Here is a 26438-nt window from a genome sequence, read left to right as displayed (position 1 = left end):
GGACGCGGCCGGGTGCGGGCAGGATCGTGCGGTCACTCCTGATCACGGTTGTATAACCGAAGAACCGAGAGGACGCTATCGCTTGTCCGGGGAGGGGGTCAACAGAAGTGAGAGCTGACTATCGGTCGGTAAGGTGGCACGGATGAGTACCGAGTCCCCCAGACGGTTGCGTTCCGACGCCGCCCGCAACAGCGAGAGGCTCGTCGGAGCGGCCCGCGAGGTTTTCGCCGAGCAGGGTCCCGACGCCCGCCTGGACGAGATCGCCCGGCGCGCGGGGGTGGGCGTGGCCACGCTCTACCGGCGTTTCCCCGACAAGGCCGTCCTGGTGCGCGCTGTGCTGGACCAGGCCTTCCACGAGCGGGTCGCCCCCGTCATCGAGGAGGCTGTGCAGGAGGAGGACGCGGGCAGCGGCCTGATCGCCGTGCTCGACGCGACGATGTCCCTGCTGGCGAGCGAGTACAACACCCTCTCGGCCGCCGGCGACCTGGGTGTACTGGCCATGGACAGCCGTGAGGCCTTCTTCGGGCAGATCATGGACCTCGTCCGGCGCGCTCAGGAGGAGGGGGCCGTTCGCGAGGACCTCGAACCCGAGGACGTGCCCCGCATCATGATCATGCTCACCAGCGTGCTCGTGACCGTGGAACGCGGTAGTGAGGGATGGCGGCGCTACCTCGCCCTGCTCAGTGACGGACTCTCCCCGGAGGCGGCCCGCCCGCTGCCCTCGCCCCCTCCCGTGGTCCGCCCCTTCTGAGAGCGGCCGGGACAGGGGGCTCGGGAGGCGCTGCCGGGCGCACGGCGGCGCGACGGGCCCGTTCCTGGAACCCGTTCCCGCACAGGGGCCGGCTGCCCCGTGAACGGGGAGGGAGCCACCCGCCATAGGCTGGGCGGCATGTCTGACCTTGCTCCCGGGAAGCGGGGTGGCCTCCGGTGAGGAACGCCGCCACCGTCGTGTCCTTCCTCGTCTTCGTCGTCGCCTTCGTCGCCACCCGCGATTTCACGCGGACCTTCCTGGCGTCCTGGGTGGAGCTGGAGGGACTCGCGCTCTGGATCGCCTCCTTCGTCTCCTCGGTCCTGTTGGCCGGTCTCGCCTCCGGGCTCGTGCTCCAGATCTTCCGGTTCTTCGACCGCGGGTGATCCGCGCGGGCGGGGCTCCGGCGCCCGCCTTCCGAGCGCCGGCGCACACTCGCTCGGCGCACTCGTCCCGTGCGCTCCGCAGATCCGTCGTGATCGGTTCCGTCCCCCCGATTCCCTGGGGCCCTCCGGTGCGCAATGATGTGCTCATGGGTTTGCGAGAGCGGAAGAAAGCGGCCACCCGAGCCGCGATCCGGCATCAGGCTCTGGAGCTCATCCGGGAGCAGGGATATGAGGCAACCACCACCGAACAGATCGCAGCGGCCGCGGACGTCTCGGAGAGCACCTTCTTCCGGTACTTCCCCACGAAGGAGGAAGCCGTCCTCACCGAGGACGTGCTCGCCCGGGTGTGCCGCTACTTCCTCGACGAACCCGAGAGTGTGCCCCTCACCGACGCCCTGCGGGCGGGGCTGCGCCGTGCCTACGCGGAGATGAGCGGTGCCGACCGGGACGGGGACCTCCAACGGCGCCGGCTCATGTTCACCGTGCGCGAGCTCCGGTCGTCCCTGATCGAGCGGCACGCCACCGGGATCGGGGAGCTCGCCGAGGCCGCAGCCGAACGTACCGGCCGTCCGGCCACGGACCTGGACGTGCGGTCCTGGGCGGGCGCGTGCATCGGGGTGCTGCTGTCGGTCCTGCTCGCCGTGGCCGAGGAGGGCGAGGGCGAACCCGCGGACTTCCCCGACCTTCTGGACAGCGCCCTCGCGCGGTTCCAGGGCGGTGCCCTCGGTCTCTGACCCGGCCCGCGTCTTCACGTGCCCGGCGTATCGGGCCCGGTTCTCTGTTCCCGGGCCTGGTCGGAGCGAGGAGCCTCCCGGGCTTTCCGGGCCTGGCGACGCTTCTCCATGAGGCGGTCCTGTTCACGCAGCGCGCGTCGTTCTTCGCGGTTGAGCGGCCGGTTGTCGGGGTCGGTCGTGTCGTAGTGCTCCGCCCTGACCGGGCTCTCTTTCTCCGGGGGCTGCATCGTGTTCACCCGTCCCTGTTCCTGGGGTCGGGGATGAGGGGTGTCCTCGGGGCGGGTGCCCGGGTGAGCTGTTTCTCCAGCCGGCCCGGTGTGGGGGCGCTCTCGACCTGGGGGCGCAGGCCGGGGCGGCGGTAGGTGGTGGCGATCCAGGTGCGGCCGGTGTAGACGATGTGCCACCGGTGTCCCCACCGGGCGCGCAGGCGGGCCAGGGTTTCGCATTCGGTCTCCCAGGCTTGTCCGGTCCGGTCCTGGTGCAGGCCCTCGTGGCGGGTGATGCGCACGCACACACGGGTGGCGCCATCGGCCAGGGTGCGGGCGCCGCATTCGGACAGGTCGCGCCACTTCATGCGGCCCCCTGCGCCAGATAGCGGCGCACCGCCAAAGCGAGCGGGGCGAGGTCTCCGGCCGGGCCGGACACGTAGGTGCGCACCCGGTTCGCACGGCGGGGGCGGCGCTTGTGGTGAGGGCGGCGCTCGCGGAGGTTCTCTTCTGCACGTCGGCGTACGCGTTCTAGCTCGGACAGGGACAGGTAGCGAGGCGCCATGGGCGCACACCTCCTGGGTCAGGTGCCGGATGGAGGACCGGCGAGCTACTGGCGAAACCCCATGGTCGCCCAATGCGTTCAATAACGCAAGATGCGATCAAGGAAGATGGCATCGATCTGAGTCGGATCTGACTCTATTAGAAGCATGGTGCGCGAGATGTCCGAAAAAGCGACTCGGAGCGTAAGCTCTGCAGGTCCGTACCGATCCAGGAAGGGTGGCGAGGTGGCTCCCAGCCCGACGCTCAGGAGACGCCGACTGGCGCGACAGCTCCTACAGCTACGTGAGGATGCTTGCCTCACCGCCAAGCAGGCCGCCGCCCGTGCGAAGGAGATCGCTCCGGACAGGTCCTGGTTCGAAGCGAAGATCACTCGCATCGAAACCCGCAAGATCCTGCGGGTGCGTGACGCTGACCTCCAGGTTCTTCTCGACGTGTACGGCGTCACCGACACCGAACAACGCGAGGTGTACCGGCGGCTCGCCCGCGAAGCGGCCAACAGCGGCTGGTGGTACGGGTATCGGGACATCCTCGGTGCCGGCACTTACGTGGACCTGGAGACCGAAGCATCATTTATTCGCACGTATCAGGTGCAACATGTTCCCGGCCTGCTCCAGACCGAGGACTACGCTCGCGCCATGATCCGTGCTGGAGGAGTCACCTCTGAAGAAGAGGTCGACCGTCGCGTCGAAGTACGCATGATGCGTCAGCACCTGCTGAACCGCGCGGATGCCCCGCGTCTGTCGGCCGTCGTCGACGAGACCGCATTCAGGAAACTGCCCGGGGCCGTGGCTGCTCGCCAGATCCAGCATCTGATCGATGTACAGCGACCGACGTTGCGGGTGCAGGTCCTTCCGGACGAGGTGGGGCCGCACGCCGGGATGGACGGTTCCTTCGTGATCCTGGATTTCGCCTCTGATCCCTCGGCGGTGTACGTCGAGCGGGCCGACGGAGACGGCCTGCTGATCGAGGATGCGGAGCAGCTCACGACTTACGAGACCGTCCTCGACCACGTCCGGACTTCGGCGCTGAGTGCCGAACAGTCACTGACATGGTTGAAGGGGCAGCTCGACCAGCTCGGTTAGGGGCACGATGTCCACCAGCGAATCCCACCTGAACTTCCGCAAGTCCAGCTACTCCAGCGCCAAGGGGCAGGACTGTGTCGAGGTCGCTGAGTTCTTCGAGGGAGCAGCTGTCCGAGACACTCAGCATCGGGAGCTGGGGCACCTGGCCTTCCCCTCTCCGGAATGGGCAGCCCTACTTCGCTCGGCCACCCGCCAGTAGCTCAAGAATGCGCAAGGCCCCGACCGATCTGGTCGGTGCCTTCGGCGTACTCATCAGAAGTATGGTTCCCAGGCTCATACTGACCGGTCGTGATGAGCACACTTGGCACTCGAATCGCTCAGCCCCGTTGAGTATGAACGCGGCTACGCTGAAGAGCTCAACACCCGGTCACGGGCATGCTGGGGCTTCTACACGCCCCAAGAGGTCTTCCACAAGCTTCTGCCCGGGGGCGAGGCCGATGGCGAGCAGGGCTGTTTCAAAGTCGGGGCCATGAGACATCAGCACTGATCACGGACCTGTAGCGATCCGCTCGAACCCCCACCAACAAGCAACGGAGCCCGCTAGAAAACCAGGGACTCTCACATCTCCGGTTCCAAAGGACTCCGTTGCACCCTCAGTCTGCCATGGCCTCCTGCGCCCTGTCCGCCCCCGCTGTTGAACAGGCCGACCCCCGCCACCGCCGCGGGCGACGCCACCACCTGGGCTGCATCATCCTGATCGGCCTGTGCGCAGTACTGGGCGGAGCCCGCTCCCTGGCCGCGATCGGCCAATGGGCAGCCAACGCACCCCAGCACACCCTGGCCCGGCTGGACGCCCGCCTGATGCAACCCGCCCTCGGTCTGCGCCAGGCACCCAGCCCAGCCACCATCCGACGCGTGCTGACCAGCACCGACCCCGGCGTACTGACACAGATGAGCACCGCCGCCGACCTGGCCGTACTGATCGTTGACGGCAAGAGCGCCCGGGGCTCACACACCCGCCAGAGTCGGGCGGTGCACCTGCTGGCCGCCATGACCCCTGCCGGCCAGGTGGCAGCCCAGACCCGCGTGGCCGACAAAACCAGCGAGATCAGCGCCCTGGCCGACGTCCTGGCCGGCCTGGACATCGAAGGCAGCGTGGTCAGTGCCGACGCGCTACACACCCAGAACGAGACCGCCCAGTACCTGGTCCAAGAGCGCAGAGCCCACTACGCCTTCACCGTCAAAGCCAACCAACCCACCCTGTTCAGACAGGTCAAAGCACTCCCGTGGGCTCAGGCGCCCCTGCTGTTCACCGAGACCTCACGCGCACACGGCCGCGAAGAAAGACGCACCGCCAAGGTGCTGACCGCACCCGGACTCGCGTTCGCCCACGCCAAACAGGTGTTGCGGGTGCACCGGTGGGTCAAGGAGGTCTGCACCGGCAAGGTGCGGCGCACCTACGCCTACGTGGTCACCAGCCTTGCTGCTGAGCAGGCCGACGCTCGACGGCTGGCGGGTCTGGTCCGGGGCCATTGGCGGATCGAGGCGCTTCACCATGTCCGGGACGTGAGCTTTGACGAGGACGCCTCGCGGGTGCGTAGCGGGCACGGGGCGCAGAACATGGCGATGTTGCGCAACCTGGCTATCCCGCTGTTGGCCGGGCTGGATAGGAGCAGTATCCCCGAAGCCATCCGCTGGGTCTCCTATGAGGCCTTCACAAGACCACTCGATCTTCTTGGGCTCGCGTGACCAGTGCCGATGTCGACCTCCCTCGACTTTGAAACAGTCCTGGATGGCGAGGGTGTTGTTTCAACGAATTGACACCGCCAGTGTCTTGCTGGAATGAAGTGCCTTAATTAATATGAGTCCTGCTTGTTACTTAAATATAATATTATTCGGGTTGGATGGTCAGAGTCCGAATCATCCCCCAATGAAGGACGAGCTTTGCATCCCCCAAAAAAGTCAATGTAATTGTAATAGCTAGTATCACAGTTGCCTCTGCATTCATGTTTCCGACTTCCGCATTCGCTCAGGAAAAAGGCGATATTTCGGTTGCGCAGATCGACATGCAGCAGCTCAATGGTGCCGCGAATCCTGACGGCGAAACGGCTTCTGAAAGCAAAGTCAAAGATTACCTTGCAAGTCAAGCTCGGCAAGGAAACCTGGTAGACGAAAAAGAGGTCATGAGTGCCTCCGTCGAAAGTCCACTCGATGGTTCCTCAGTGGACCTCGTATGGAACGACTCTATGTCTCCCACCGAGATGAACCTTTCACTTCTCGAAGGGGAGGGAGAAAAGGCATCTCAGGTTGGCCTCGGTGTGGCTATGAAGCACAACGAAGTTGATATGGATGGTACTAGGGAAACTCCTATCGGCATGGGGTATGGTGCTGCCTCGGATATTGATGGTATGTACTTGTTCTCGCAAGATTGTTTCAATGCCTATTTCGGTCCTAATTATGATACTGTCGATGATGAAGACCATTACATGACGACGTGTTATCAGAAATTTGCCGAGTCAGGCACAGTCAACTGGGTATATAACCGTTGGGGTCACTGGGAAACGGCGGAACCTGTCACCGGTGACTATGCGCGAAATATCGACTTTAGTATGCGCACCCGACCTTGGGAAGGTCGTGAAGACGAATTCGAGCGCATGGTCGATTGGGCGCCCCGTGAACCGGTACTGCAGTTGCACTTCCGTTTTGTCATGATTCCAACAGCGCTCGTCTGCGGTAGTGGCAACGCTGAGCCTGCGCCTGGTGGGCGCGTCTGAACACCGACCAATCCAATGCGTGCTCGAGATCGTGCTCGACTCTGAACAAAGCGTGCAACAAACGGGCGATCTCGCTGCACGAGAGCGCCACCAACCCCGAAGAAGGCCGGTGACGGGCCAGCTCCCGCAACCGGCACAGGGCCAGGAACGCATAGGCCACCATCGCCAGCAGGCTCCAGCGGTGCCAGGACCTCCACATGCGCACCTGGTGCTCGTCCAACCCGGCCAGGTTCTTGCCCTGCTGGAAAGATTCCTCCACTCGCCACCGCCGCCCGGCCACCGCCACCAGACGGGCCAAGGGCACCGCCTGGGGTGCATAGCAGCGGAAGAAGGCCAGTTCACCACTGGTGCGACTGCGTCGGATCAGCACCCACCGCACCCCGGCAGTGTCGGTGTGGTCGTCGATGAGCGCCCAGTCGTAGAAGCGCTCGCCCTGGGACCCGGCCCCGGCCGAGCGCTTCTGCCAAGCCGCATCCGGCAGCAGCACGGCCAGCTCCTTGACCGCCAAGGGCCCGCGCGGGGTAGCCATGCGGTCGGTGGCCGCCATCTCCATCACATACCCCACCCGCTGCTGTTCCAGGTAGGAGCGCAGGCCGGGGTTGCGGCCATAAACCTCGTCGCCGGCCACCCACGCGCCGGGCACCCGGGCCAGGGCGGTAGCGATCATCTGGCGGGCCAGCTCCGGCTTGGTCTCAAACTCCACGTCCTCGGGCACCCCCGCACTGCGGAGCCGGGCAGGGTCATCGCTCCAAGAAGCCGGGAGGTAGAGGCGGTGGTCGATCAGGGCGTGAGCCTCGGGTGTGGTGTAGGCGAGATAGACCGCGACCTGGCAATTCTCCACCTGCCCCGTGGTGCCGGTGTACTGGCGGGCCGCTCCGACGGTGCGGGTGCCCTTCTTGATGTCGCCGGTCTCATCTACGACCAGAACCACGTCGTCGGTGCCCAGATGGCCGATGAGGTAGTCGCGCAGGGCCGCGGCCAGGGCTTTCTCGTCCATACCGGCCTGGGACAGCAGGCGTTGGATCCGGTAGGGCCTGCTGTGTCCGGCCTGTTGGGCCAGGCTCCAGCAGTTCTTGGCCGTGAGCGGGGCGAGCAGGGCGCGGATGACCTCGCAGGCTGTGGTGCGGGTCTCGGGCCGGGCCAGGTGGGGGTCGATGAGGGTGTCGGTGAGTTCGTTCAGCAGGTGCGGCCAGCGCTGGGCCGCTATGCTGGTGTCTGCGGCCACCGCCTCGGGATTTGTTGTCTTCACACACACGATCATCGGGCGGTGGCCGTTGTTGTGTACGGCAAACGCCCAGATCAGCGTGGTCAAATCTGGTCAGGCCATCCCAGACAGCATCAGGTCATGCAAAACGGAAGTGCAACTGCAGTACCGGCCTCTGAATGTAATCCGGGAGCTACAGGGAACGTTGGAATCGGAGGCGTGGGAATTTCTTTCCCGATTGGGACTTGTGAGGATGTCGAGGTCGAACCCCGAACAGGTCTGATCTCTATGGGGTGGATTGACGAAACAACATCCCGAAACAAGACAGCAGACTACGCTATGGCTTTCGAAGCTACCGATGATCAAGTAGCGCCTATTCTGGCTGATTATGTCTGGTCGGAAGTCATGCTGTGTGGTGCGGGCGTGCTGTGCCTCCCTGGTTCCCCAAGTTACTCCTATGTTCATGCTGACAGCGGCTGGTAAGAAGTGAAACGTCTTTTTTTGGGGATGTCTCGGGTCACCCGGGGCATCCCCCCACGTGTTTTGATTATATCAACGGCAGCCCTGATGGCTATGGTGCTTGTCCTAAGCTTGGTTTGGTTGAAGAGAGATGACGAGAGCGGGTCGAAAGAAGAGCAAGAGCTGAGCCAAACTGATGTCGATGTTTGCGAGAACCCTCCTACAGTTACTTCATGTGCTTCAGTGGAATTTTCAGGGAAGAAGTATAGGTACTCCCTAATTCGTTCTGACAGCGATGTGTCAAACACCGCGATAGTCGATTTGGGAGGACCAGGAAGCTCAGTTCTTTCGGGTAGTTTCGATCTTCAAGGGATTGTCGAATCAAATTTCGATACATCCAAAACAAATGTACTGTTCATTGATGAACCTTGGGTTACAGAAGAAATTGGGCAAGCATGCGATGAAAAATTGTCCGAATTTTATTCTAGCATCCGAGAGTCGCACTCTATTGAGAAGCCGGCGATCGGCATGGCCAGTGAATGTATGATCGATGGATCGGTCTGGTCATTCGACGCTGATAGTTATCCTAACGTCGTTTCTGAGGTGGAAAAAGAGGAAGGAATATCGATCAATGGGTTCTTGGGGTTCTCTTTCGGGTCGACTCGTGCCAACTATCTTAGTGACTGGGACTTTTCCTGGTCAGTTCTTGTACGTCCTTATCCTACGGGGATTCAAGGTGCGGAACTAATAGATATGAGAGCACAGCAAATATCTGATTTGGCTGTTGGGGGGCAAGAAGCCATAGAATCTTCAGATCCAGTTGATGTATCAGAGCGAACGCTCCCGGTTGAAAATTTCGATTACCTATCTGCTGAACTTGCTCTGCCGTATGTTTCAGAAGAGTTTGTGAACTCCTATGCATCTCAACTAGCTGACCGAAATAGCCCGAAACTAGCAGCTGAACTCTCGGATTCATTTTGGTATCGTTACGGAGAAGAATCAATATCACCAGCGCTCCTCGCATATCTGGGCGAAACATGCGCTGCTGCAGAGCCCTGGAATCTTGAAGGACGCGGGTTCGATGAGTTTTCTCATGAAGCTATTCTAGCGGATCTGCATTCTATCTGTTCGTCCCTGGAGTTCAGTGGAGGGGGGGACTTCGAAGTTTCGTCTGAATTCAGTTGCGTAGTAGCATCTGATGACTATTTGACAAGCCTAGAAGCTGTAGAGAAAGAAATCGAATTTGACGGTGAGAGTGTTTGGATTACGCCAGAAGAATCTTCTCATTCTTCACAGGAAGGGCTCGATGACTGTATGAATATGATTCCTGGTGCGCGCTGATGTGGGCAAAAATATCTGCCGTAATTATTCTTTTTCTCCTTTTGCTTCTCGCGTTATTTATTTTTTGGCGACCTGGTTCTGTGGTGCCAATTAATCGCTCCCATGATGCAGGTGACTTCACGCTCAGGATCCTTGAGTATGGCCCAACTGAGTCTGATGAAAATATTTATTCATGGGAGTTGGTGGTCAATAATCAGGTGGGGGAGGATCTTGGTTTAAGGGTTGATGCGTCCTGTAGATCAGGATATCTTCCATGGAGTGGCCGTCAGGAGCCCATTGCTCTCAGTGACAAGGAAGCCCAGATCCCTCCATTTGAGGCGAGGGGTTGGCGCATGACGTGCCCGAGGGAGCATGGTCGTATGCACGTAATAACTGTCACTGTCCTCCCGGATGGGGAGCGGCAGACTTCTGAAATCCACTTCTATGCAGATTCTCCGAATTAAGTTCCGCGCATGAGGTCGAGTGCCGTAGGCGGGGTGGAGTCCTCGACCTCTGACCTGGACGCACGGAGCCTGAACCGGGGCGGGGCCGCGCTCTGCAGCCCCGCCGTGATCAGCCCTGCGGGATCAGCGCGAACGTGTGCTGGGTGTCTGCCTCGACCGCGTCGTCGCTGTAGTGCAGCGGGACGTAGTCACCCTCGCGCCACGGGTCGACGTGGTCGTCGTGGTGCGGGCTGTCCGGGTCGCCCGACTGCCCGGGTGCGTTGACCGCCAGGGAGGAGTCCCACTCACCGACGTCGAGGACCATCCGGAAGGACGCCCCGGCGTTGTGCCGGTACTCGGCCGGGTCCATCCCGGAACGGTTCACCGTGTGCGTGGAACCCTGGCGCTCGAACGGCCCCAGGTCATCACCCACCGGGCTCTCGAACACGGTGTGCTGCAGGTCGCCCCACCGCCACTGCGACGGGTCGGTGCCCAAGGACCCGGACACGTCCTCGAGCGCCGCGGCCAGGGAATCGGCGAGGACCTCGTCCCGCACCGTCTCGGCGTCGCCGTCGATCCACTCCTCCGGGTGGTGCAGCGCGTCCAGGAGCGCGCCCGCGTCCTGGGTGTGCTCGGTGAAGGAGGCCAGTTCGGGCGAGACCGCCTCGTAGAAGGCCGGTCCCAGGTGGCGGTGGAACCAGGTCTGGTACAGGGCCGCTTGCGCGGAGTCCACCGGGTGGTCGCCGTCCCAGCTCTCCAGGAGGTCGGCCGCCGCACGGGCCGGCCCCTCGGTGTCCAGGCCCTCGAGCAACGGCAGCGCTTCGCGGACGGTCAGGTCCACGACGTCGTTCTGCAGCTGTGCGGAACCCTCCATGGTGGCGGGCCCGTCGCCGCCCAGCACCTCGGTGATGCGGTCCTGGCGGTAGCCGGGCGCCCACTCGTACCCCAGGCCCAGGTCATCGGGCATGTTGTACTCGTTGGCGGTGGAGAAGAACCCCTCGTCGGGGTTGTGCACGGACGGCAGGCCGTCCATGAACCCGTCCCACTCGTGGGTGCCGTCCCCGGGCACGGGCAGCAGGCCGTCGCCCTCGCCGCGTTCGGGGATCAGGCCGGCCGCGGACCACCCGATGTCGCCGTGGACGTCGGCGTAGGTGTAGTTCATGGGCGGGCCGCCCCAGCCGTCCAGGACCGAACGGAACTCCCCGAAGTCCTCGGCGTACATCAGCTCCAGGCTGTTGAAGTAGGCGGTCGTTCCGGGCTCGGTCCAGGTGGTGCGGACGGCGTAGGCGGTGTCGCTCTCCTCGTCCTGGGCGACGACCGGGCCGTGGCGGGTGAAGCGCAGCTCCACCTCCTCGGTCGAACCGTCGGGCAGGGCGACCTCCTCGGTGACCACCTCCATCTCCTCCCACGCGCCGTCGTGACGGTAGCGGTCGGGGTCGTCGGGATCCACGTCGTAGAAGAGCAGGTCCTGTTGGTCGGCGGCCAGGAACGTGAGCCCGTACGCGGCCGTCCCGTTGTGCCCCATCGCCACACCCGGCAGGAACGGCTCGCCCGCACCGACCACGTCGACCTCCGGTGAGGACAGGTGGACGACGTAACGCAGGGAGGGCGCCGTCACGGGCCGGTGCGGGTCGCCGGCCAGGATCGGACGGTCGGTGTCGGTGAGGCCGGGGGAGACGGTCCAGCTGTTGCTGCCCTCGTCCCCGTTGGTGGTCAGGGGCTCTTCCTCTTCGGCGGCCAGGGGCAGGCGCGCCTGCCCCTCGTCGTCGAAGGTCACGTCGCCGGTGGCGAGCCGGTAGGTGTCCAGGACGTCGTCGGGAACCGAACACGGATCCAGGCCCTCGGGCAGGGAGGCCGTGTGGTCGGGTTCCATGCCCAGCAGCAGGTCGGCGTTGCCGAGCTCGTCGTCGCAGGCCACCCGGGCGCGGGTGAGTTCGCTCGCGAGGTTCGTGCCGAGGGTGTGCGTACGGATGCGGACGACGTCCTCGGGCTCCCAGCGGGCCGGGGCGTAACCGAGCTCGTCGAACCCGGGCGGCATGTGCTCGGGGTGCTCCGCCAGCCAGTCGACGTAGGCGTTGATGCCCTCGGCGAAGCGCGCGGCGGCGGTGCGGGACTCGGGCCCGTAGCTGTCCCACTCCTCGTCCATGTCGCCCCGGTACAGGAACAGGCGTGCGGCACGGTCGCGCTCCACGAAGTCCGGGCCCAGGACCTCGGAGAGCTCACCCAGCCCCTGCCGGCGGTGCAGGTCGATCTGGAAGAGCCGGTCGCGGGCCGCGTTGACCCCCTGGGCGTAGAAGAGGTCCTCGTTGTCGTCGGCGGTGATGTGCGGGAGCCCGGCCGAGTCGACGGCGATGGTCGCCTCGCCGTTCAGTCCGGGCAGGTGGAGTTCGTCGCGTTCGGCGGCGGTGGCGCCGGTCCCGGCCAGGGCCAGGGGCACACCGATGACCGTGGCTGAGACCAGGGCCGTGACTCTGCGTCTGCGCATAGTGCGTCCTTGCATCGGGGGGAGGAACGGATCGGAGGGACGCGGACGGAGGAACACTACAATGGGCGATCCTCCGGTGACGAGACGTGTTGACGCGAGAATCCGCGTGTCGCCCTCATGACCTGCGACGGCCCGGTGTCTTTCCCCTGGAGCGCTCGTGCCCCCGGGGGAAACACGTGTATCGGCTGTTCCGGGTGTGAGACTGGGGACATGACGAGCCACACCATGCGAGCCATCAGGCAGGAGACCCTCGGAGCCCCGGAGGTCCTGAAGGAGGAGGAACTGCCCGTTCCGGAACCGGGGCTGGGCCAGATCCGCGTCCGCGTGCACGCCGCGGGCGTCAACCCCACCGACTGGAAACACCGTGAGACCGGCAGGTTCCTCGGCGAGCCGCCGTTCGTGCTGGGCTGGGACGTCTCCGGCGTGGTCGACGAGGTCGGCTTCGGCACCACCCTGTTCCGGCCCGGTGACGAGGTCTTCGGGATGGTGCCCTACCCCTTCGGGGTCGGTACCCACGCCGAGTACGTCGTGGGGCCCACGCGTGCCTTCGCGTTCAAACCCTCCGAGGTCGACCACGTCACGGCCGGCGCGGTGCCGCTCGCGGCGCTGACCGCATGGCAGGCCCTGGTCGACACCGCCGGGGTCGGGGACGGGGACCGGGTCCTGGTGCACGCGGCCGCCGGCGGTGTGGGCCACCTGGCCGTGCAGATCGCCAAGGCCCGCGGTGCCCACGTCATCGGGACCGCCAGCGAGCCCAAGCACGGGTTCGTGCGTTCCCTGGGCGCCGACGAGGTCATCGACTACCGGACCACAGATGTCGGCGAGGCTGCCCAGGGCGTCGATGTGGTCCTGGACGCCGTCGGCGGGGACGAGCAGATCGAGATGTCGGTGCGTGCGCTGCGGCCCGGCGGCACCGTCGTGAGCCTGTTGCCCTTCGACGCCGCGGACGCGGTGGCCCGTGCCGAGGAGCAGAACTCGCGGGTGGTGAACATGCTCGTGGAACACGACCACCAGGGCATGCGCTCCATCGCCGCCCTCGTGGCGCGGGGTGCGCTGCGGCCCACCATCGCCGAGACCTTCCCGCTCGCGCAGGCCGCGCGTGCGCACGAGATCGGTGAGCGCGGTCGGACCACCGGGAAAATGGTGCTGACCGTCGGCTGAGTCCGGTCCGCACGCGACGAGGGGGTGACGGGACGGCCCGTCACCCCCTCGCTCTGTGCCGGTCATTCCGTGGCGGAGCGGGACTCCACCTGGGTCTCGGGACCCGGGTAGATGACCATCTCCTCACCGTCGGGGAACCGGACCAGGTACGGAGGGCCGTCGTGGGCGCCCCGCACCTCCACGATCTCTCCCGTTCGCCGACCGTCGCTGCTGCTGGCGCCGTGCGTGTGCACGAGATCGCCGACATGTGCGCGCATGGTTCCCCCGTTCGAAGCGGACCTGTCGGTGGCAATCGGGATCTACCCGGAGATCCTGCGCACCGAAACGGGTTCCGACCCTGCTTCGCCCCGGTTCTCAACGGGGGAGCAGGCCGGACATGAGGAGGTCGACGACGGCGGGGAGGTGGTCCTCCAGTTCCCGGAGGGAGTCGGCGTCGGCGTACGAGGCGAGCCCGTGCAGGGTCGCGGCGACGGTGAGCGCGATGGTGCCCGGATCGCCGGGCGCGATCGACCCCTCCTCCTGTCCCTCGGTGACGGGACGCAGCACCGTCTCCACCAGGCGCCCGACGGCGGCGGTGAGCTCGTCGGGGCGGGAGGGGGTGTGTTTGCGCGTGTACATCAGTTCCAGGAGCGCGGGGTGGTCGAGGGCGAAACCGACGTAGCCGCGGGCCAGGGCGAGAAGGCGGGACCGTGGATCGCCGGGTTCCTCGACGGCCTCGCCGAGCCGTGTGTCCAGACGCTCGAAACCGGTCAGGGCCAGGGTGTCCAGGAGGTGGTTCTTGCCGCGGAAGTGGCGTCCCGGAGCCGCGTGGCTCACCCCGGCCCGGCGGGCGAGCTCACGCAGGGACAGCGCCTCGGGACCCTGCTCGGCAAGGGCGCGTTCGGCCCCTTCGAGCAGGGCGGCGCGCAGGTCTCCGTGGTGGTAGGGGCGATGAGCCATGGCCCCAGCATAGTCGGATGTATACGGTGCCATCATTGTTGTCGTTGACAACTTCTCCGGGTGGTGCCTACGTTGTGGGCATGCAGACCAAAGCCGTTTCCCTCCCCGACCTGACCGGACGCACGGTCGTGATCACCGGCGCCAACAGCGGACTCGGCCTGGAGACCGCCCGCATGCTCGGAGCCCGGGGCGCGCACGTCGTGCTCGCCGTGCGCAACGAGGCCAAGGGCCGGGAAGCGGCCCGGGAGGTACCCGGTGACCCCGAGGTGCGCCGTCTCGACCTCGGTGACCTGAAGTCCGTGCGTGCCTTCGCTGAGGCGTGGACGGGCGACATCGAGCTGCTCATCAACAACGCGGGTGTCATGGCGGTGGCCGAGGGGCGGACCGCCGACGGGTTCGAGATCCAGTTCGGCGTGAACCACCTGGGCCACTTCGCCCTCACCAACCTGCTGTTGGAACACGTGACCGGGCGCGTGGTCACCTTGTCCTCGGGTCTGCACCGCATGGCGACCGGCATCGACTTCGAGGACGTGCACCTCGAGCAGGGCTATACCCCCTACCGCGCCTACGGACAGTCCAAGCTGGCCAACCTGTTGTTCACGCTGGAGCTGCAGCGCCGGCTGGACGAGGCCGGTTCGCGCGTGCTCTCGGTGGCCGCCCACCCGGGTTACGCCGCCACGAACCTGCAGAGCCACGGCGCCGACCCCTTCTCGCGCAAGGTGGCGATGCTCGGCAACGACGTCATCGCCCAGAGCGCCTGGGCCGGGGCGCTGCCCACGGTCTTCGCCGCCACCCAGGAGATCGAAGGGGCCGGGTACGCCGGCCCGGGCGGACTCTTCGGTATGCGGGGCGCGCCCACCTACTCCAAGCGCAGTGCCGCCGCGAATGACCCCGTGGCGGCCGAACGCCTCTGGGAGCTGTCGGAGGAGCTGACGGGGGCTTCCTTCCCGCTCTGAGGCCGGCCGCCCACGCGGTCGGGGGAGTGAGGTACCGGCGGTGCATCCCTTCCGTGCGGCCGGAACCGCAGTGAACCGCCGGAAAGGTGCGGGGCGGCCCCTGCGGGGGCAGGGCCGCCCCGCACCCCTCAGGGCACCAGGGTCAGTTCGTCGGAGCCGGCCCCGCGTACGGCCTCCTCCGATACCGCCCAGGGCAGGGTCTCGCCCGCGCTCCACAGGTCGAGCTGGTCGTCGTAGTTGCCGTGGAAGGCGTGCCCGGAGTTCCCGGTCAGGTTCACCCAGGTCGAGGCGTCCCGGTCCGACAGGTCCACGACCATCCGCATCGACGGCACGGTCACGATCCCGAACCCTTCCGAGGCGTCCCATCCGGTGGCGTTGACGATGCTCCCCCCGCCCGAGCTCTCCACCGGACCGCGGTTGAACAGGCGCTCCACGACCGCGATCCCCGAGGTGCCGAAGGACTCGTGGGTGGCGGTGAGGGTGTGCAGGTCGCCCCAGCGCCACTCGGAGGGGTCGTCGCCGAGCAGGTCCGTGAGCTCGGCGGCGGCCGCGTCCATCGATGCGGCCAGGACCTCGTCGCGTCCGTCGGCGTCCTCACCCTCCCACCAGGGGGAGTCGGGATCCTCGAGCAGGTTGTTGACCACGTACATGCCGCGTGAGCCGTCGCCCATGCCGACCGGGTCGAGTTCGTCGAACAGCGTCGGCAGCAGGTGGCGCCACGTGGCCTGGTAGAACGCGGCACCGGCGGAGTCGGCCCCGGTGTACAGGTCCCAGTCGGCGAGCTGCTCCTGGGCCTGCGCGGTGACCCCGTCCACGTCGGCCCCCAGCAGGTGCGGCACGAGGGGCTCGGCGGCCAGGTGGTAGGAGTCCATGTGCATGCGCTCCATGTCCTGGACCCCGACCGGCCCGTCGGCCAGGGCCTCCTCGGCCAGGTCGTTGATGCGCTGGCCCCGGTACCCGTAGTCCCAGTCGTCGGTGAGCATGTGTGCGTACTCGTCGTCCACGGAGGCCTGGTTCGCGGTGATCACCAACCCCGATTCGGGGTTGAGCACACTCGGGAGCTCCTCGAAGGGCAGGTAGTCCTCCCAGGCGTGGTCGGGGTCCCAGCCGGGCGCGGGGAAACGCCCGTCGCCCTCGCCGCGCACCGGGACCTTGCCGGGCGCCTGGTAGCCGATGTTGCCCTCCCCGTCGGCGTAGACGAGGTTCTGCGAGGGCACCTCGAAGGAGCGCGCCGCCTCGCGGAAGTCCTCCCAGTCGCGGGCCCGGTTCATGGCGAAGATCGCGTCGGCGGTGCCGCCGGGTTCCAGGGCCGTCCACTTCAGGGAGACGTCGCCGGAACCGCCGTCCTGGGCCTGTCCGGCCTCGCGTTGGCCGGCGCCGGCCTGGGCGTCGGAGACGATCGGGCCGTTGACGGTACTGCGGACGGTGATGTCGATGTCCTCGCCGCCCTGGACCCGCACCGTCTCCTCCCGGGTCTCTACGGGCAGCCACTCGTCCCCGTAGCGGTGGGTGTCGCCGTCGACCTCCTCCACGTACAGGTCCATGACGTCGGGGTAGAGGTTGGTGAAACCCCAGGCGATGGACTCGTTCTGGCCGATGACCACCCCGGGGAGCCCGGAGAAACCGAACCCGCTCACGTCGTAGGGGCACTCCTCGGCCGGCCCGGTGCAGTGCAGCCCCATCTGGTACCAGGTCGAGGGCATCGAGGCGCCCAGGTGGGGGTCGTTGGCGAGCAGGGGCTCACCGGACTCGGTGTGCTCGCCCGAGACGGCCCAGGCGTTGGAGCCCAGATCGGGACTGCCGCCGGGGCCGAGGAGGTCGGGAACGGCGCCGACGGAGTCCGCGACCCGTTCCAGGGCGTCCTGTCCGCCGGCCGGTCCGGGTGCGCGGCGGGCGTCCTCCTCGGGCGAGGAAGGTTCGTCGGCGGGGTCGGCGTGTTCCTCGGTCACGGTCGTGGGGGTGTGTTCCTCGAAGGGGTAGGGAGGGTAGAGCTCGCCGATCTGTTCCTCGTCGAAGCCGGCGGCGAGCAGGCGTCCGCGCTCGGTCTCCTCGCTCATGTTGCCGCTGAGGTCCCAGGCCATGGCCTTGAGCCAGGCGAGGCTGTCGGCGGGCTGCCAGGGTTCGATCTCGTGCCCGCCGTTCATGACGGTCAGGAGGCTGTGCTCGAGGGAGGCCGAGGCGTCCCCGTTCTGTTCCAGCCAGGCATTGACCCCGTCGGCGTAGGAGTCCAGGTGGGCACGGGTGTCCTCGTCGAGCAGCTCGTACTCCTGCTCGGCGACGTGGCGCCAGCCCATGGTCCGCAGGAACACGTCGGTCTCGACATGGTCGGGTCCGAACAGCTCGGCCACGCGGCCGGAGGTGACGTGGCGGCGGAAGTCCATCTCCCAGAACCGGTCCTGGGCATGGGTGAAGCCCTGTGCCATGAACAGGTCGTGGGCCTGGTCGGCGTAGATGTTCGTGACGCCGTGTTCGTCGCGTACGACCTCGACCCGGGAATGCAGGCCGGGCAGATCGATCTCACCGGAGGTCTGCGGGAACGGGCGGCGCACCGCCCACACGCTCAGGAGTGCGGCGAGCAGGGCCAGGACGATGATCGCGGCCAGGAGGCCCAAAAGCACGCGAAGGAGGACAGGCTTGCGCAGAACACCCATAGCGGAACTTTAAGGTGCCTCGGGTCACACATGCCATGGTCGGCCCGTTCCCGAGCCCTATTTGTTACCAAGCGGTAGGCGAGTGGTGCCACCACGGAGCGAGGACACGGGGCCGGGCCCCGGCACCCGGACCCGAACGGACCGTGCCCCGGTCCGGGTCAGACCCGCACGCCCGCTTCGGAGGCCTCCACGCGCAACCGCTCCACCAGATCGGCCGCGGGCAGGTCCCGGGACTTGCGCCACCCGCTCCCGGCCCACAGCGCCATGCCCCCGGTGTCCCCCGCTTTCGAGGCGGCGGCGCGCAACGGCTTGGTCATGTGGTGGATCTCCGGGTAGGCGAAGGGAGCCCCCAGGTGCTCGTCGACGAACCGGTTGACCAGTCCCCGGGCCGGCCGTCCGGTGAAGGACCACGTCAGTGCCGTCTCGACGAAGTCCGGGTTGCCCAGGGCGAGCTTGTGGTTCGGCTGGGCGCCGCTCTCCGGGCAGCGTACGAACGCCGTCCCCAGCTGCGCAGCCACCGCGCCCGTGTCCAGTACCGCGGCCACGTCCCGGCCGTTCATCACCCCGCCCGCACCGATCACCGGTACACCCACGGTCGCGATCACGTCCGGAAGCAGCTCCAGCAGGGGGCGGTCGTGGCCGTGCAGGGGGTCGAACGTGGCCCGGTGCCCGCCGGCCTCCACACCCTGCACACACAGGGCGTCGGCGCCGCGGCCGACGGCGATGCACGCCTCCGCCACGGTCGTCACCGTCACCACCGTCGCCGTCCCCGCCTCACGCAGCTGGGACAACACGGACGGTTCCGGGCAACCGAAGGTGAAACTCACCATCGGTACCGGGTCCCTGGTGAGGAGATCCAGCTTGGCCGCCCAGTCATCGTCGTCGTGCTCGGCCTCGCCGACGGGGACCCCTTGGCGCTCGGCCTCGGCGGACAGTTCCCTGCGGTACTCGTGCAACCGGTCGGGGTCGCCCTCCATCTTCGGGGGGACGAACAGGTTCACCACGAAGGGGTCCACGCCCTGCTCGCGGACGGCGGTGATCTGCTCGGCCAGGGCGTCGGCGCTCAGGTACCCCGCGGCCAGCGAACCGGTGACCCCGGCCCTGTGCACGGCCGTGACCAAGGAGGGCGAGGAGACCCCGCCCGCCATGGGTGCCTGGACGATCGGGCGTACGTTCAGAAGCCCTGCCTTGGCCATTTCTACCACTCCCACCGATTGTATGCGGAAATGCTGACACTCGACTCTGTTCCGCCGATTGAACGGAATGCCGTTCCTGTGCTCTTCATTTCTGTGGGAATCGGCGAGAGAGCTCCTCTCCGCCTGCTCCCGCTGCCATGGATACGGTAGGCCTCAGCCAATGACAGGAGGTTGTCGCCACGCTCCGGAAAAAGCCGGTGCCCTAGACGAGGACTTCGAAGAACGCAGCGGCCAGAGCCGGCACGCCGGGGTTGCGTCCGCCGCGCGGCCACACCAGGCCGAAGGAGGACTCGGGAAGGCCGGACACCGGAACCAACGCCACCTCATCGGTGTCCTCGTACCCGTCGATCGAACCGCACAACAGCATCGCGCCCCGCTTCAACGCGACCTGGCGCAGACCGTCCTGCAGGTCCTCCACCCCCTCGTGGTGATGGATCCTCTTGCCCAGAGGGGTGAGTGTGGGGGCGTGCACCCGCAACCAGTGGTTCCGGGAGCGCCGCACCGGGATGAGGGGGACCCGTGCCATGTCCTCCACCCCCACCGCCTCGCGGTCGGCCAACGGGTGCTCGGCCGAGATCGCCAGCCTCTGCGGTTGGCGGTCGAAGACCGGACCGACCACGAGGTCGCGCTCGCGCACCGGCAACAGCACCACCGCCGCGTCCACCCGGCCGTCGCGCAGTGGGCCGAACGGATCCTCCAGAGGGTTCTCCACGATCTCCACCCGGGCCTCGGGCGAACGTTCCTCGAATACCTTGACCGCCCGGTCGACCGGTTCCCGCATCTGTCCCGGAAACCCCAGCCGCACCATGCGCTGACCGCTCGAGGCCCGGTCGCGGGCGTCCTCCAGCACCGATACCAGTGCCCCGTAGGCCGGGCGCAGGGAGGAGAGGAAGTCCTCCCCGAAAGGGCTCAGGCGCAGGCGCTCGGCGGAGTCGTCCAGCAGCGGAGTACCGATCCTGTGTTCCAACCGCTCCACGAGTTCACGGGCCCGCTCCACGGACAGGCCCAGGCGCATGGCCACCCGGCCGAAGTGCAGTTCCTCCGCAACCAGGAGGAAGCACTCCAGTTCCCGGATCTCGATGCCCTGCACGCTCCCACCTTCCACGTTCGACGTGACTCTCATGGAAGCACGCTGGGATGTGGGGTTTTCGCCCGGCACGCGGTGACAGGCCGGACGGATGCTCCGATCCCGGCCGATCGGAGACCGGGCCGAGAGCCCCTGCGCGGTCGTCGGTACGCTCGGTGCAGAACCGACCACCCGAGGAGACCGTCATGAGCGTGACCGCCGTCGTCACCGGTGCCAGCAGCGGCATCGGAGCCGCCACCGCACGGGGGCTCGCCGCCGAGGGCTACGACGTGGTGCTCGTCGCCCGCCGGGCCGACCGCGTCGAAGCACTCGCGCGGGAGATCACCGACCGCGGACAAAAGGCCCGGGCCCGTGTCCTCGACGTCACCGACCGTGACGACGTCGACGCCTTCGCCGCAGAACTCGACGGCTGCGGGGTCCTGGTCAACAACGCCGGTGGCGCCATCGGCACCGAACCGGTCGCCACCGGCGACCCGCAGGACTGGCGCACGATGTACGAGGTCAACGTGCTCGGCGTGCTCAACATGACGCAGGCGTTGCTGCCCCGGCTGGAGGAGAGCGGGGACGGCACCGTCCTGGTGCTCACCTCCGTGGCCGGGCACGTGGTCTACGAGGGAGGGGCCGGCTACGTGGCCGCGAAACACGGGGCGCACACCCTCGCCGCCACACTGCGCCTGGAGATGGTGGGCAAACCGGTGCGTGTACTGGAGGTCGCACCCGGCATGGTCAAGACCGAGGAGTTCTCCCTCAACCGGTTGCGCGGCGACTCCGAGGCCGCAGAAGCCGTCTACGCGGGGGTGCCCGACCCGCTCACGGCCGAGGACGTGGCCGAGACCGTCGTGTGGGCCGTCACCCGGCCGCCGCACGTCAACATCGACCTGCTCGTGGTGCGTCCCCGTGCGCAGGCCGCCCAACACCGGGTGCACCGTGTCTCCGACGACACGCAGGCATAGCAGGGGAAGAAGGGGAGGGGACGGCGGCGTCCCCGGGGGCCTTATCAGCTCCTCTCGTCGCCGTCCCCGTTCTTCTTCCCGCGTTCGTCCTGCTGTTCCTTGTCCCGCAGCCCGGCCACGGCGCCCTGCACGGAGTCCTTGGCGTTCTCCACACCCTCACGGGCCCGGCCCTTGAACCGTTCGGCATGGCCCTCGCCCTTGAGCTTGTCGTTCCCGGTCGCCTTGCCGGTCATTTCCTTGAGTTTGCCCTTGGCCTGCTCGACCATGCCTTGGGACTTTCCTTCCTGACTCATGGGAACCTCCTTACGGTTCGCTCGCTTCGAGCTCTCTCACCCCCGGGGCTTCCATGTGATTCGTGTTCTATTCACCTTCCGAGGGCAAAATTCGGGTGGTTCATGACACCGTGATCGATCACCTGCACCGATGATTGACGGCCGATGTGTCGGGCACTGCCAGGTGTGAGGCGGTCTCCAGATGTTCCGAACTCCGATAGCGAATGAATGGAGGGCGCATCATGGATCTGACTTTCCTTCAGCCGCTGTACGAGACGTCCACGCCCGTGGCGTCGCTGTACATCAACACCTCCCGTGACGCGGAGGACACCGAACACGCGGTCCGTGTCCGCTGGGACAAGGCCAGGGACGCACTGCGGGACCGGGGGATCGACGAAGCGACCCTCGACGCGATGGAAACGGTCGTCGGCGCGACCGAAGGAATACCGGGACCACACGGCCAGGTGGTGTATGCGGCCGGGGGCAAGGTGCTGCTCGACTCCCCGGTCTCCGAACCACCCCAGGACCACTACGTCCGTGTCGGAACTCTGCCGGACCCCCTGCCGGCCCTGGCCGCGGAGGGACGCCACGTCCCGCACGCGCTCGCGGTCGTCGACAGTATCGGCGCCGACCTCATCGCCGAGTACGCCGACGGGCGCACGGTGACCCGCCGTATCGAGGGTGAGGACAAACCCGTGCACAAGGTCCGTGAAGGCGGATACCACCACAAGCAGATGCAGCGGGCTGCGGACGAACAGATCGGGCACAACCTCGACGACGTCGCCGAGGCCCTCGCCGAACTCGCCGACCGCAGCGGGGCCGAGATCGTCGCCGTCGCCGGAGAGACCTCCGTCCGCGGGGACCTCGTGCAACGCCTGCCCGAACGGGTGCGTGAACGCGCGGTCGAGCTGGAGTCCGGTTCCCGCGCGTCCGGGTCCGAGGCCTCCCCGGTAGAGGGGGAGCTGGACGAGCACCTGGACCGTCAGGCCGACGAGCACGTTCGGGACGCGGTCGAGGCGTTCGAGCGCGGGGCCCCCGAGGGGGCGTCCGTCGAGGGCCTCGACTCCGTCGTGCACGCGTTGCAGCGCGGCCAGGTGGAGACGCTCCTGTGGTCGGAGGGTTTCCCCGGCTCCGAGCGGAAGCTGTGGATCGGCCCGTCCGGCGAGCAGATCGCTCTGAATGCGCAGGAACTGCGCGACATGGGGGTGAGCGATCCGGTCGAGGAGGAGGCCGGGCCCGCGCTGGTGCGCTCGGTGTCCCTGACCGGCGCCGGTTTCCTCCGCGTTCCCGGACAGAGGCTCGCCCCGGAGGACGGGATCGCGGCGGTCCTGCGCTTCGCGACGCGATGAACACCCGGGCCGCCGAGGCCCGGTGAGGACCTCCACGGGGAACCGGGGGTAGGACGGGGCGCCGTCGAGCGACGGCGCCCCGTCCTCGTGTGTGCGGTGGTGACAGTCGGGGGTCCGGGCAGTGTGACCCTGCCGAACGCTTCCGGGAGGCCTGTGTGACGTGGTAAAAGTGACGTGAGTCACGAGTCGGACATGGGTGGAGTCGTCCCCGTCCGACCGTTCCGCTCATCCTTCCCGCACGGCTAGGAGACCCCGGACTTGAGCACGACCGCCTCCCACCCCAGTTATGCCTCCGGCACCTCGACCACCCCGCTGCTCGGTGACACCATCGGCACCAACCTCGCCCGGACGGTCGCGGCCCACCCCGACCGGGATGCGCTCGTCGACCTCGCGCAGGGCGTGCGCCTGACCTACCGGGAGCTCTCCGACGCCGTGGACGAGGTCGCGTTGGGCCTCCTCGAGATGGATGTGGCCGTCGGCGACCGTGTGGGGATCTGGGCGCCCAACTGCTCGGAGTGGGTCCTCACCCAGTACGCGACCGCCCGTATCGGCGCTGTCCTGGTCAACATCAACCCCGCCTACCGCACCCATGAGCTCGAGTACGTGCTCAAGCAGGCGGGGGTGTCGGTGCTGGTCTCGGCTCCTTCGTTCAAGTCCTCCGACTACGTGGAGATGGTCGGGCAGGTGCGCGCGAACTGTCCCGAGCTGCGCGAGACCGTCTTCCTCGGAGGGGACGACTGGGAGTCGCTGCGCGCCGCGGGACGGCGGGCCGACCGGGCGCGGTTGGCCGGGATCGAGCAGGACCTGTCCCCGGACGACCCGATCAACCTCCAGTACACATCGGGCACGACGGGTTTTCCCAAGGGCGCGACGCTCTCGCACCACAACATCCTCAACAACGGCTTCTCCGTCGGTGAGCTCCTCGGCTACACCGAACAGGACCGCATCTGTATCCCCGTGCCCTTCTACCACTGCTTCGGCATGGTCATGGGGAACTTGGCAGCTACCAGTCACGGCTCCTGCATGGTGCTTCCCGGGCCCGGGTTCGAACCGGCGGCCGCACTCGAAGCGGTCCAGGCCGAACGTTGCACCTCCCTGTACGGGGTGCCGGCCATGTTCATCGCCGAGCTCTCCCTGCCCGACTTCGAGGACTACGACCTGTCCAGCCTGCGCACCGGCATCATGGCCGGCTCGCCGTGCCCGCAGGAGATCATGCGCCAGGTCATCGACCGGATGGGTATGGGGGAGGTCTCCATCTGTTACGGCATGACCGAGACCTCCCCGGTCTCCATCCAGACCCGGCGCGACGATCCCCTCGAACGGCGTGTGTCCACCGTCGGGCGGGTCGGCCCCCACCTGGAGGTCAAGGTCGTCGACCCTGCCACCGGCGTGACCGTGCCGCGCGGCGAGGCCGGGGAACTGTGCACCCGCGGGTATTCGGTCATGCTCGGCTACTGGGACATGCCCGAGAAGACCGCGGAGTCCATCGACCCGGCCCGCTGGATGCACACCGGCGACATCGCCGTCATGGACGAGGACGGCTACCTCGCCATCACCGGCCGCATCAAGGACATGGTGATCCGCGGCGGTGAGAACATCTACCCGCGCGAGGTCGAGGAGGTCCTGCACACCCATCCCGACATCCTCGATGCGCAGGTCATCGGTGTTCCCGACGACAAGTACGGCGAGGAACTCATGGCGTGGGTACGCATGCGCGAGGGCGCGGAGGCCATCACCCTGGAGGCCCTGCGCGACTTCTGCCGCACGCGAGTGGCCCACTACAAGGTGCCCCGGTACGTGCACGTGGTCGAGGAGTTCCCCATGACCGTCACCGGGAAGGTTCGCAAGGTCGAGATGCGCGAGCGGGCGGTCGAGCTGATCGACGGGGCCTGACCGTCCCGGTCAGCCGCTCACCGCGTCGGGGTCGGTGGCGAGTACCCCGCACAGTCCGTCGAGGGCCGCCTCGGCCCCGTCGGTGTCGGGGCAGGCGATCGTGACCTGCTGCCCGTGCTCGACACCGAGCGCCATCACCGCGAGCACACTCGTGGCCGCCACCGGCTCCTGGCCTTCGCGGGCGATGGTCACGGGCAGTCCGGTCTCTTTGGCCGCCTGCACGAAAAGAGTGGCGGGGCGTGCGTGCAGCCCCAGGAGGGCGGCGACGGCGACTGTGCGCTGGGGCATGTCGATCCTCGGGTCGGAGTGTGGGGGCGGGGTGGGGCGCCCCGGTGTGTTCCGGGGATTCCTTCCCCGCGCTGCGCCCCGATCAACCCCCGGACGGACGACGGGCTCCGGCAGGCCCGGGACGGGCGGTGCTCAGGTGGTGTAGTCGGCGTTGATCCGGATGTAGCCCTCGGTCAGGTCACAGCCGTAGACGGTGAAGGAACCGTCGGCGATGCCCAGGTCCACACCGATGACGACCTCGTCACCGGCCATGTGCTCAGCGGCGCGGCGGAGCGTCTCCTCGTCGGAGGGCTCGGGGTAGGTCTCCACGTCACCGAAGACGATCCGGACGTTCTCCGGGTGGATGTCGGTCTCGTCGGAACACTTGCCGACCGCCATCGCCACCCGGCCCCAGTTCGGGTCGGCCCCGTGCACGGCGGTCTTGACCAGCGGGGAGTTGACCACGGTCTTGGCCACACGCTTGGCCTGGGCGTCGTCGCGCGCGCCGGTCGCGCGGACCTCGATGAGCTTGCCGGCGCCCTCGCCGTCGGAAGCGATCATCCGTACGAGCTGCAGAGCGATCCCGTACAGGGCCTCCTCGAACGCGTCGGTCCCGACCGGGCCGGCCAGTCCGTTGGCGAAGATCGCTGCGGAGTCGCTCGTGGAGGTGTCGCTGTCGATGCTCAGGGCGTTGAACGTGCGGTCCACGACACGGCGGAAGACGGCGTCCAACACGGACCGGTCGATCTCGGCGTCGGTGAAGAACCAGGCGAGCATCGTGGCCATGTCCGGCTCGATCATGCCCACGCCCTTGGCGATACCGGTGACGGTCGCACCGCCCACGCGTGCGCTCGCGGTCTTGGGCCGGGTGTCGGTGGTCATCATCGCTGCCGCCGAACGGTCCAGGTCGGCGGCGGGCAGGGGTGGGGACAGAGCGTGGAAGGTGGAGCGGATCCTGTCCATGGGGTAGGGGCGGCCGATGACACCGGTGGAGGCCACGATCATCTCGTCGGCCGGAACCCCTGCGGCCGAGGCCGCCAGCTCCTGGACCTCGCGCGCGTGGGCCTCACCTTCGGTTCCCGTGGCCACGTTCGCGTTCCGGGCGAGGGTCACCACCCCCCGCACGTTGCCGTCGGCGACCGCGTCCCGGCTCCGCACCACGCTCGGCCCGGCGAACCGTGAACGTGTGAAGACCGCCGACACGTGCGCGGGCACCTCGGAGGCCACCACGAAGAAGTCGTCGTGGTGGTCCTTGATGCCGATGTTGCCGGCCAACCCGCGGAAGCCCGCCGGTACGGGGGTCTGCTCGCTCATCGTCACTCCTCGTCGTGCCCGGGGCGTGTGCCGGTGGGTGCCGTCCCGGTGTAGC

The 26438-nt window shown here is 67.0% G+C and carries 26 protein-coding genes; 13 read left to right on the top strand and 13 right to left on the bottom strand.

What is annotated here, in order from left to right:
- The first annotated feature begins 142 nt into the window (after window positions 1–142).
- From D456_RS0102275 to D456_RS0102265, 3 genes are all read left to right on the top strand, one after another.
- Entirely contained in the window at window positions 143–751 is a 609-nt protein-coding gene (locus D456_RS0102275) for a TetR/AcrR family transcriptional regulator (RefSeq protein ID WP_017574528.1), read from the top strand.
- A 176-nt stretch (window positions 752–927) separates the two neighbouring features.
- The gene (locus tag D456_RS0102270) at window positions 928–1134 is read left to right on the top strand and encodes a hypothetical protein (RefSeq protein WP_017574527.1); all 207 of its coding nucleotides are present in this window, start codon (window positions 928–930) and stop codon (window positions 1132–1134) included.
- Between the two features lie 146 nt (window positions 1135–1280).
- Window positions 1281–1868 (top strand): acyl-CoA-like ligand-binding transcription factor, encoded by a 588-nt coding sequence (locus tag D456_RS0102265; RefSeq protein ID WP_017574526.1) that lies wholly within the window; start codon window positions 1281–1283, stop codon window positions 1866–1868.
- 14 nt (window positions 1869–1882) lie between these two features.
- On the opposite strand, the gene D456_RS0102260 is transcribed toward D456_RS0102265, so the two are convergent.
- From D456_RS0102260 to D456_RS0102250, 3 genes are read right to left on the bottom strand one after another with little or no spacing between them, the layout of a single operon-like run.
- On the bottom strand, window positions 1883–2095 hold the full coding sequence (locus D456_RS0102260) for a hypothetical protein (protein ID WP_230480186.1): 213 nt from the start codon (window positions 2093–2095) through the stop codon (window positions 1883–1885).
- A 5-nt stretch (window positions 2096–2100) separates the two neighbouring features.
- Window positions 2101–2442 (bottom strand): hypothetical protein, encoded by a 342-nt coding sequence (locus D456_RS0102255; protein ID WP_017574524.1) that lies wholly within the window; start codon window positions 2440–2442, stop codon window positions 2101–2103.
- On the bottom strand, window positions 2439–2639 hold the full coding sequence (locus D456_RS0102250; RefSeq protein WP_017574523.1) for a hypothetical protein: 201 nt from the start codon (window positions 2637–2639) through the stop codon (window positions 2439–2441). Before D456_RS0102250 ends, D456_RS0102255 begins: the two co-directional genes overlap by 4 nt.
- 223 nt (window positions 2640–2862) lie before the next feature.
- On the opposite strand from D456_RS0102250, the gene D456_RS0102245 reads away from it, so the two are divergent.
- The 4 genes from D456_RS0102245 to D456_RS26430 all read left to right on the top strand — a co-directional run bounded on the left by D456_RS0102245 (window position 2863) and on the right by D456_RS26430 (window position 6434).
- Window positions 2863–3720 carry a helix-turn-helix domain-containing protein gene (locus tag D456_RS0102245; protein WP_017574522.1) on the top strand — a complete coding sequence of 286 codons (858 nt, stop codon included), beginning with the start codon at window positions 2863–2865 and terminating at the stop codon, window positions 3718–3720.
- Between the two features lie 7 nt (window positions 3721–3727).
- Entirely contained in the window at window positions 3728–3919 is a 192-nt protein-coding gene (locus D456_RS0102240; RefSeq protein WP_017574521.1) for a DUF397 domain-containing protein, read from the top strand.
- 386 nt (window positions 3920–4305) lie between these two features.
- Window positions 4306–5409 (top strand): ISAs1 family transposase, encoded by a 1104-nt coding sequence (locus tag D456_RS0102235; protein ID WP_239643753.1) that lies wholly within the window; start codon window positions 4306–4308, stop codon window positions 5407–5409.
- A gap of 257 nt (window positions 5410–5666) precedes the next feature.
- Entirely contained in the window at window positions 5667–6434 is a 768-nt protein-coding gene (locus D456_RS26430) for a hypothetical protein (RefSeq protein WP_152442453.1), read from the top strand.
- Here D456_RS26430 and D456_RS0102230 read toward each other — a convergent pair.
- On the bottom strand, window positions 6367–7614 hold the full coding sequence (locus tag D456_RS0102230) for an IS701 family transposase (protein WP_449289276.1): 1248 nt from the start codon (window positions 7612–7614) through the stop codon (window positions 6367–6369). The two genes, D456_RS26430 and D456_RS0102230, sit on opposite strands and share 68 nt — an antisense overlap.
- A 624-nt stretch (window positions 7615–8238) precedes the next feature.
- Here D456_RS0102230 and D456_RS26425 point away from each other — a divergent pair.
- The gene (locus D456_RS26425; RefSeq protein ID WP_152442452.1) at window positions 8239–9438 is read left to right on the top strand and encodes a hypothetical protein; all 1200 of its coding nucleotides are present in this window, start codon (window positions 8239–8241) and stop codon (window positions 9436–9438) included.
- 552 nt (window positions 9439–9990) lie between these two features.
- On the opposite strand, the gene D456_RS0102225 is transcribed toward D456_RS26425, so the two are convergent.
- Entirely contained in the window at window positions 9991–12345 is a 2355-nt protein-coding gene (locus D456_RS0102225; RefSeq protein WP_017574518.1) for a penicillin acylase family protein, read from the bottom strand.
- 225 nt (window positions 12346–12570) lie between these two features.
- On the opposite strand from D456_RS0102225, the gene D456_RS0102220 reads away from it, so the two are divergent.
- A complete protein-coding gene (locus tag D456_RS0102220) occupies window positions 12571–13506 on the top strand; it encodes an NADP-dependent oxidoreductase (RefSeq protein ID WP_017574517.1) in 936 nt (311 codons plus the stop codon).
- A gap of 62 nt (window positions 13507–13568) precedes the next feature.
- On the opposite strand, the gene D456_RS0102215 is transcribed toward D456_RS0102220, so the two are convergent.
- Together D456_RS0102215 and D456_RS0102210 are read right to left on the bottom strand one after the other, a co-directional pair.
- Window positions 13569–13763: a DUF1918 domain-containing protein gene (locus tag D456_RS0102215; RefSeq protein WP_017574516.1), complete on the bottom strand. Its 195-nt coding sequence runs from the start codon at window positions 13761–13763 to the stop codon at window positions 13569–13571.
- Between the two features lie 97 nt (window positions 13764–13860).
- Window positions 13861–14445 carry a TetR/AcrR family transcriptional regulator gene (locus tag D456_RS0102210; protein ID WP_017574515.1) on the bottom strand — a complete coding sequence of 195 codons (585 nt, stop codon included), beginning with the start codon at window positions 14443–14445 and terminating at the stop codon, window positions 13861–13863.
- Between the two features lie 80 nt (window positions 14446–14525).
- On the opposite strand from D456_RS0102210, the gene D456_RS0102205 reads away from it, so the two are divergent.
- Window positions 14526–15401, top strand: coding sequence for an oxidoreductase (locus D456_RS0102205; protein ID WP_026115498.1), 876 nt, complete (start codon window positions 14526–14528; stop codon window positions 15399–15401).
- Between the two features lie 128 nt (window positions 15402–15529).
- On the opposite strand, the gene D456_RS0102200 is transcribed toward D456_RS0102205, so the two are convergent.
- The 3 genes from D456_RS0102200 to D456_RS0102190 all read right to left on the bottom strand — a co-directional run bounded on the left by D456_RS0102200 (window position 15530) and on the right by D456_RS0102190 (window position 20371).
- Window positions 15530–18052: a penicillin acylase family protein gene (locus D456_RS0102200; protein ID WP_017574513.1), complete on the bottom strand. Its 2523-nt coding sequence runs from the start codon at window positions 18050–18052 to the stop codon at window positions 15530–15532.
- A 158-nt stretch (window positions 18053–18210) separates the two neighbouring features.
- A complete protein-coding gene (locus D456_RS0102195; protein ID WP_017574512.1) occupies window positions 18211–19248 on the bottom strand; it encodes a nitronate monooxygenase in 1038 nt (345 codons plus the stop codon).
- 202 nt (window positions 19249–19450) lie between these two features.
- Window positions 19451–20371: a LysR family transcriptional regulator gene (locus D456_RS0102190; RefSeq protein WP_026115496.1), complete on the bottom strand. Its 921-nt coding sequence runs from the start codon at window positions 20369–20371 to the stop codon at window positions 19451–19453.
- Window positions 20372–20520: 149 nt separating this feature from the next.
- Here D456_RS0102190 and D456_RS0102185 point away from each other — a divergent pair, with 149 nt between their 5' ends.
- Window positions 20521–21288 (top strand): SDR family NAD(P)-dependent oxidoreductase, encoded by a 768-nt coding sequence (locus D456_RS0102185; protein ID WP_017574510.1) that lies wholly within the window; start codon window positions 20521–20523, stop codon window positions 21286–21288.
- A 44-nt stretch (window positions 21289–21332) separates the two neighbouring features.
- Here the strand turns inward: D456_RS0102185 and D456_RS0102180 are convergent, their stop codons facing one another.
- Complete coding sequence (locus D456_RS0102180; protein ID WP_026115495.1) at window positions 21333–21581, bottom strand: CsbD family protein; 249 nt, start codon at window positions 21579–21581, stop codon at window positions 21333–21335.
- 221 nt (window positions 21582–21802) lie between these two features.
- Here D456_RS0102180 and D456_RS0102175 point away from each other — a divergent pair, with 221 nt between their 5' ends.
- The gene (locus D456_RS0102175; RefSeq protein ID WP_017574508.1) at window positions 21803–22909 is read left to right on the top strand and encodes a baeRF2 domain-containing protein; all 1107 of its coding nucleotides are present in this window, start codon (window positions 21803–21805) and stop codon (window positions 22907–22909) included.
- A gap of 258 nt (window positions 22910–23167) precedes the next feature.
- Window positions 23168–24802, top strand: a complete 1635-nt coding sequence (locus tag D456_RS0102170) for an AMP-binding protein (RefSeq protein ID WP_017574507.1) — start codon at window positions 23168–23170, stop codon at window positions 24800–24802.
- Between the two features lie 9 nt (window positions 24803–24811).
- Here D456_RS0102170 and D456_RS0102165 read toward each other — a convergent pair whose 3' ends face one another.
- Both D456_RS0102165 and argJ read right to left on the bottom strand, forming a co-directional pair.
- On the bottom strand, window positions 24812–25090 hold the full coding sequence (locus tag D456_RS0102165) for an HPr family phosphocarrier protein (protein WP_017574506.1): 279 nt from the start codon (window positions 25088–25090) through the stop codon (window positions 24812–24814).
- A gap of 132 nt (window positions 25091–25222) precedes the next feature.
- Window positions 25223–26383: a bifunctional glutamate N-acetyltransferase/amino-acid acetyltransferase ArgJ gene (argJ, locus tag D456_RS0102160; RefSeq protein ID WP_017574505.1), complete on the bottom strand. Its 1161-nt coding sequence runs from the start codon at window positions 26381–26383 to the stop codon at window positions 25223–25225.
- Window positions 26384–26438 lie beyond the last annotated feature (55 nt).

This window comes from Nocardiopsis kunsanensis DSM 44524 (genome assembly GCF_000340965.1).
Taxonomy (GTDB): domain Bacteria; phylum Actinomycetota; class Actinomycetes; order Streptosporangiales; family Streptosporangiaceae; genus Nocardiopsis; species Nocardiopsis kunsanensis.
The sequence above is the reverse complement of the archived record's forward strand: the minus strand, read 5'-3'. Positions and strand labels throughout refer to the sequence as shown.

Coding starts and splice junctions, on each gene's coding strand:
- D456_RS0102165 (WP_017574506.1), bottom strand. CDS start 25,090: ATGCCCCAGCGCACAGTCGCCGTCGCCGCCCTCCTGGGGCTGCACGCA.
- D456_RS0102205 (WP_026115498.1), top strand. CDS start 14,526: ATGCAGACCAAAGCCGTTTCCCTCCCCGACCTGACCGGACGCACGGTC.
- D456_RS0102250 (WP_017574523.1), bottom strand. CDS start 2,639: ATGGCGCCTCGCTACCTGTCCCTGTCCGAGCTAGAACGCGTACGCCGA.
- argJ (WP_017574505.1), bottom strand. CDS start 26,383: ATGAGCGAGCAGACCCCCGTACCGGCGGGCTTCCGCGGGTTGGCCGGC.
- D456_RS26430 (WP_152442453.1), top strand. CDS start 5,667: ATGTTTCCGACTTCCGCATTCGCTCAGGAAAAAGGCGATATTTCGGTT.
- D456_RS0102265 (WP_017574526.1), top strand. CDS start 1,281: ATGGGTTTGCGAGAGCGGAAGAAAGCGGCCACCCGAGCCGCGATCCGG.
- D456_RS0102225 (WP_017574518.1), bottom strand. CDS start 12,345: ATGCGCAGACGCAGAGTCACGGCCCTGGTCTCAGCCACGGTCATCGGT.
- D456_RS0102210 (WP_017574515.1), bottom strand. CDS start 14,445: ATGGCTCATCGCCCCTACCACCACGGAGACCTGCGCGCCGCCCTGCTC.
- D456_RS0102200 (WP_017574513.1), bottom strand. CDS start 18,052: ATGGGTGTTCTGCGCAAGCCTGTCCTCCTTCGCGTGCTTTTGGGCCTC.
- D456_RS0102220 (WP_017574517.1), top strand. CDS start 12,571: ATGCGAGCCATCAGGCAGGAGACCCTCGGAGCCCCGGAGGTCCTGAAG.
- D456_RS0102240 (WP_017574521.1), top strand. CDS start 3,728: ATGTCCACCAGCGAATCCCACCTGAACTTCCGCAAGTCCAGCTACTCC.
- D456_RS0102255 (WP_017574524.1), bottom strand. CDS start 2,442: ATGAAGTGGCGCGACCTGTCCGAATGCGGCGCCCGCACCCTGGCCGAT.
- D456_RS0102180 (WP_026115495.1), bottom strand. CDS start 21,581: ATGAGTCAGGAAGGAAAGTCCCAAGGCATGGTCGAGCAGGCCAAGGGC.
- D456_RS0102260 (WP_230480186.1), bottom strand. CDS start 2,095: ATGCAGCCCCCGGAGAAAGAGAGCCCGGTCAGGGCGGAGCACTACGAC.
- D456_RS0102185 (WP_017574510.1), top strand. CDS start 20,521: ATGAGCGTGACCGCCGTCGTCACCGGTGCCAGCAGCGGCATCGGAGCC.
- D456_RS0102195 (WP_017574512.1), bottom strand. CDS start 19,248: ATGGCCAAGGCAGGGCTTCTGAACGTACGCCCGATCGTCCAGGCACCC.
- D456_RS0102190 (WP_026115496.1), bottom strand. CDS start 20,371: ATGAGAGTCACGTCGAACGTGGAAGGTGGGAGCGTGCAGGGCATCGAG.
- D456_RS0102275 (WP_017574528.1), top strand. CDS start 143: ATGAGTACCGAGTCCCCCAGACGGTTGCGTTCCGACGCCGCCCGCAAC.
- D456_RS0102215 (WP_017574516.1), bottom strand. CDS start 13,763: ATGCGCGCACATGTCGGCGATCTCGTGCACACGCACGGCGCCAGCAGC.
- D456_RS0102175 (WP_017574508.1), top strand. CDS start 21,803: ATGGATCTGACTTTCCTTCAGCCGCTGTACGAGACGTCCACGCCCGTG.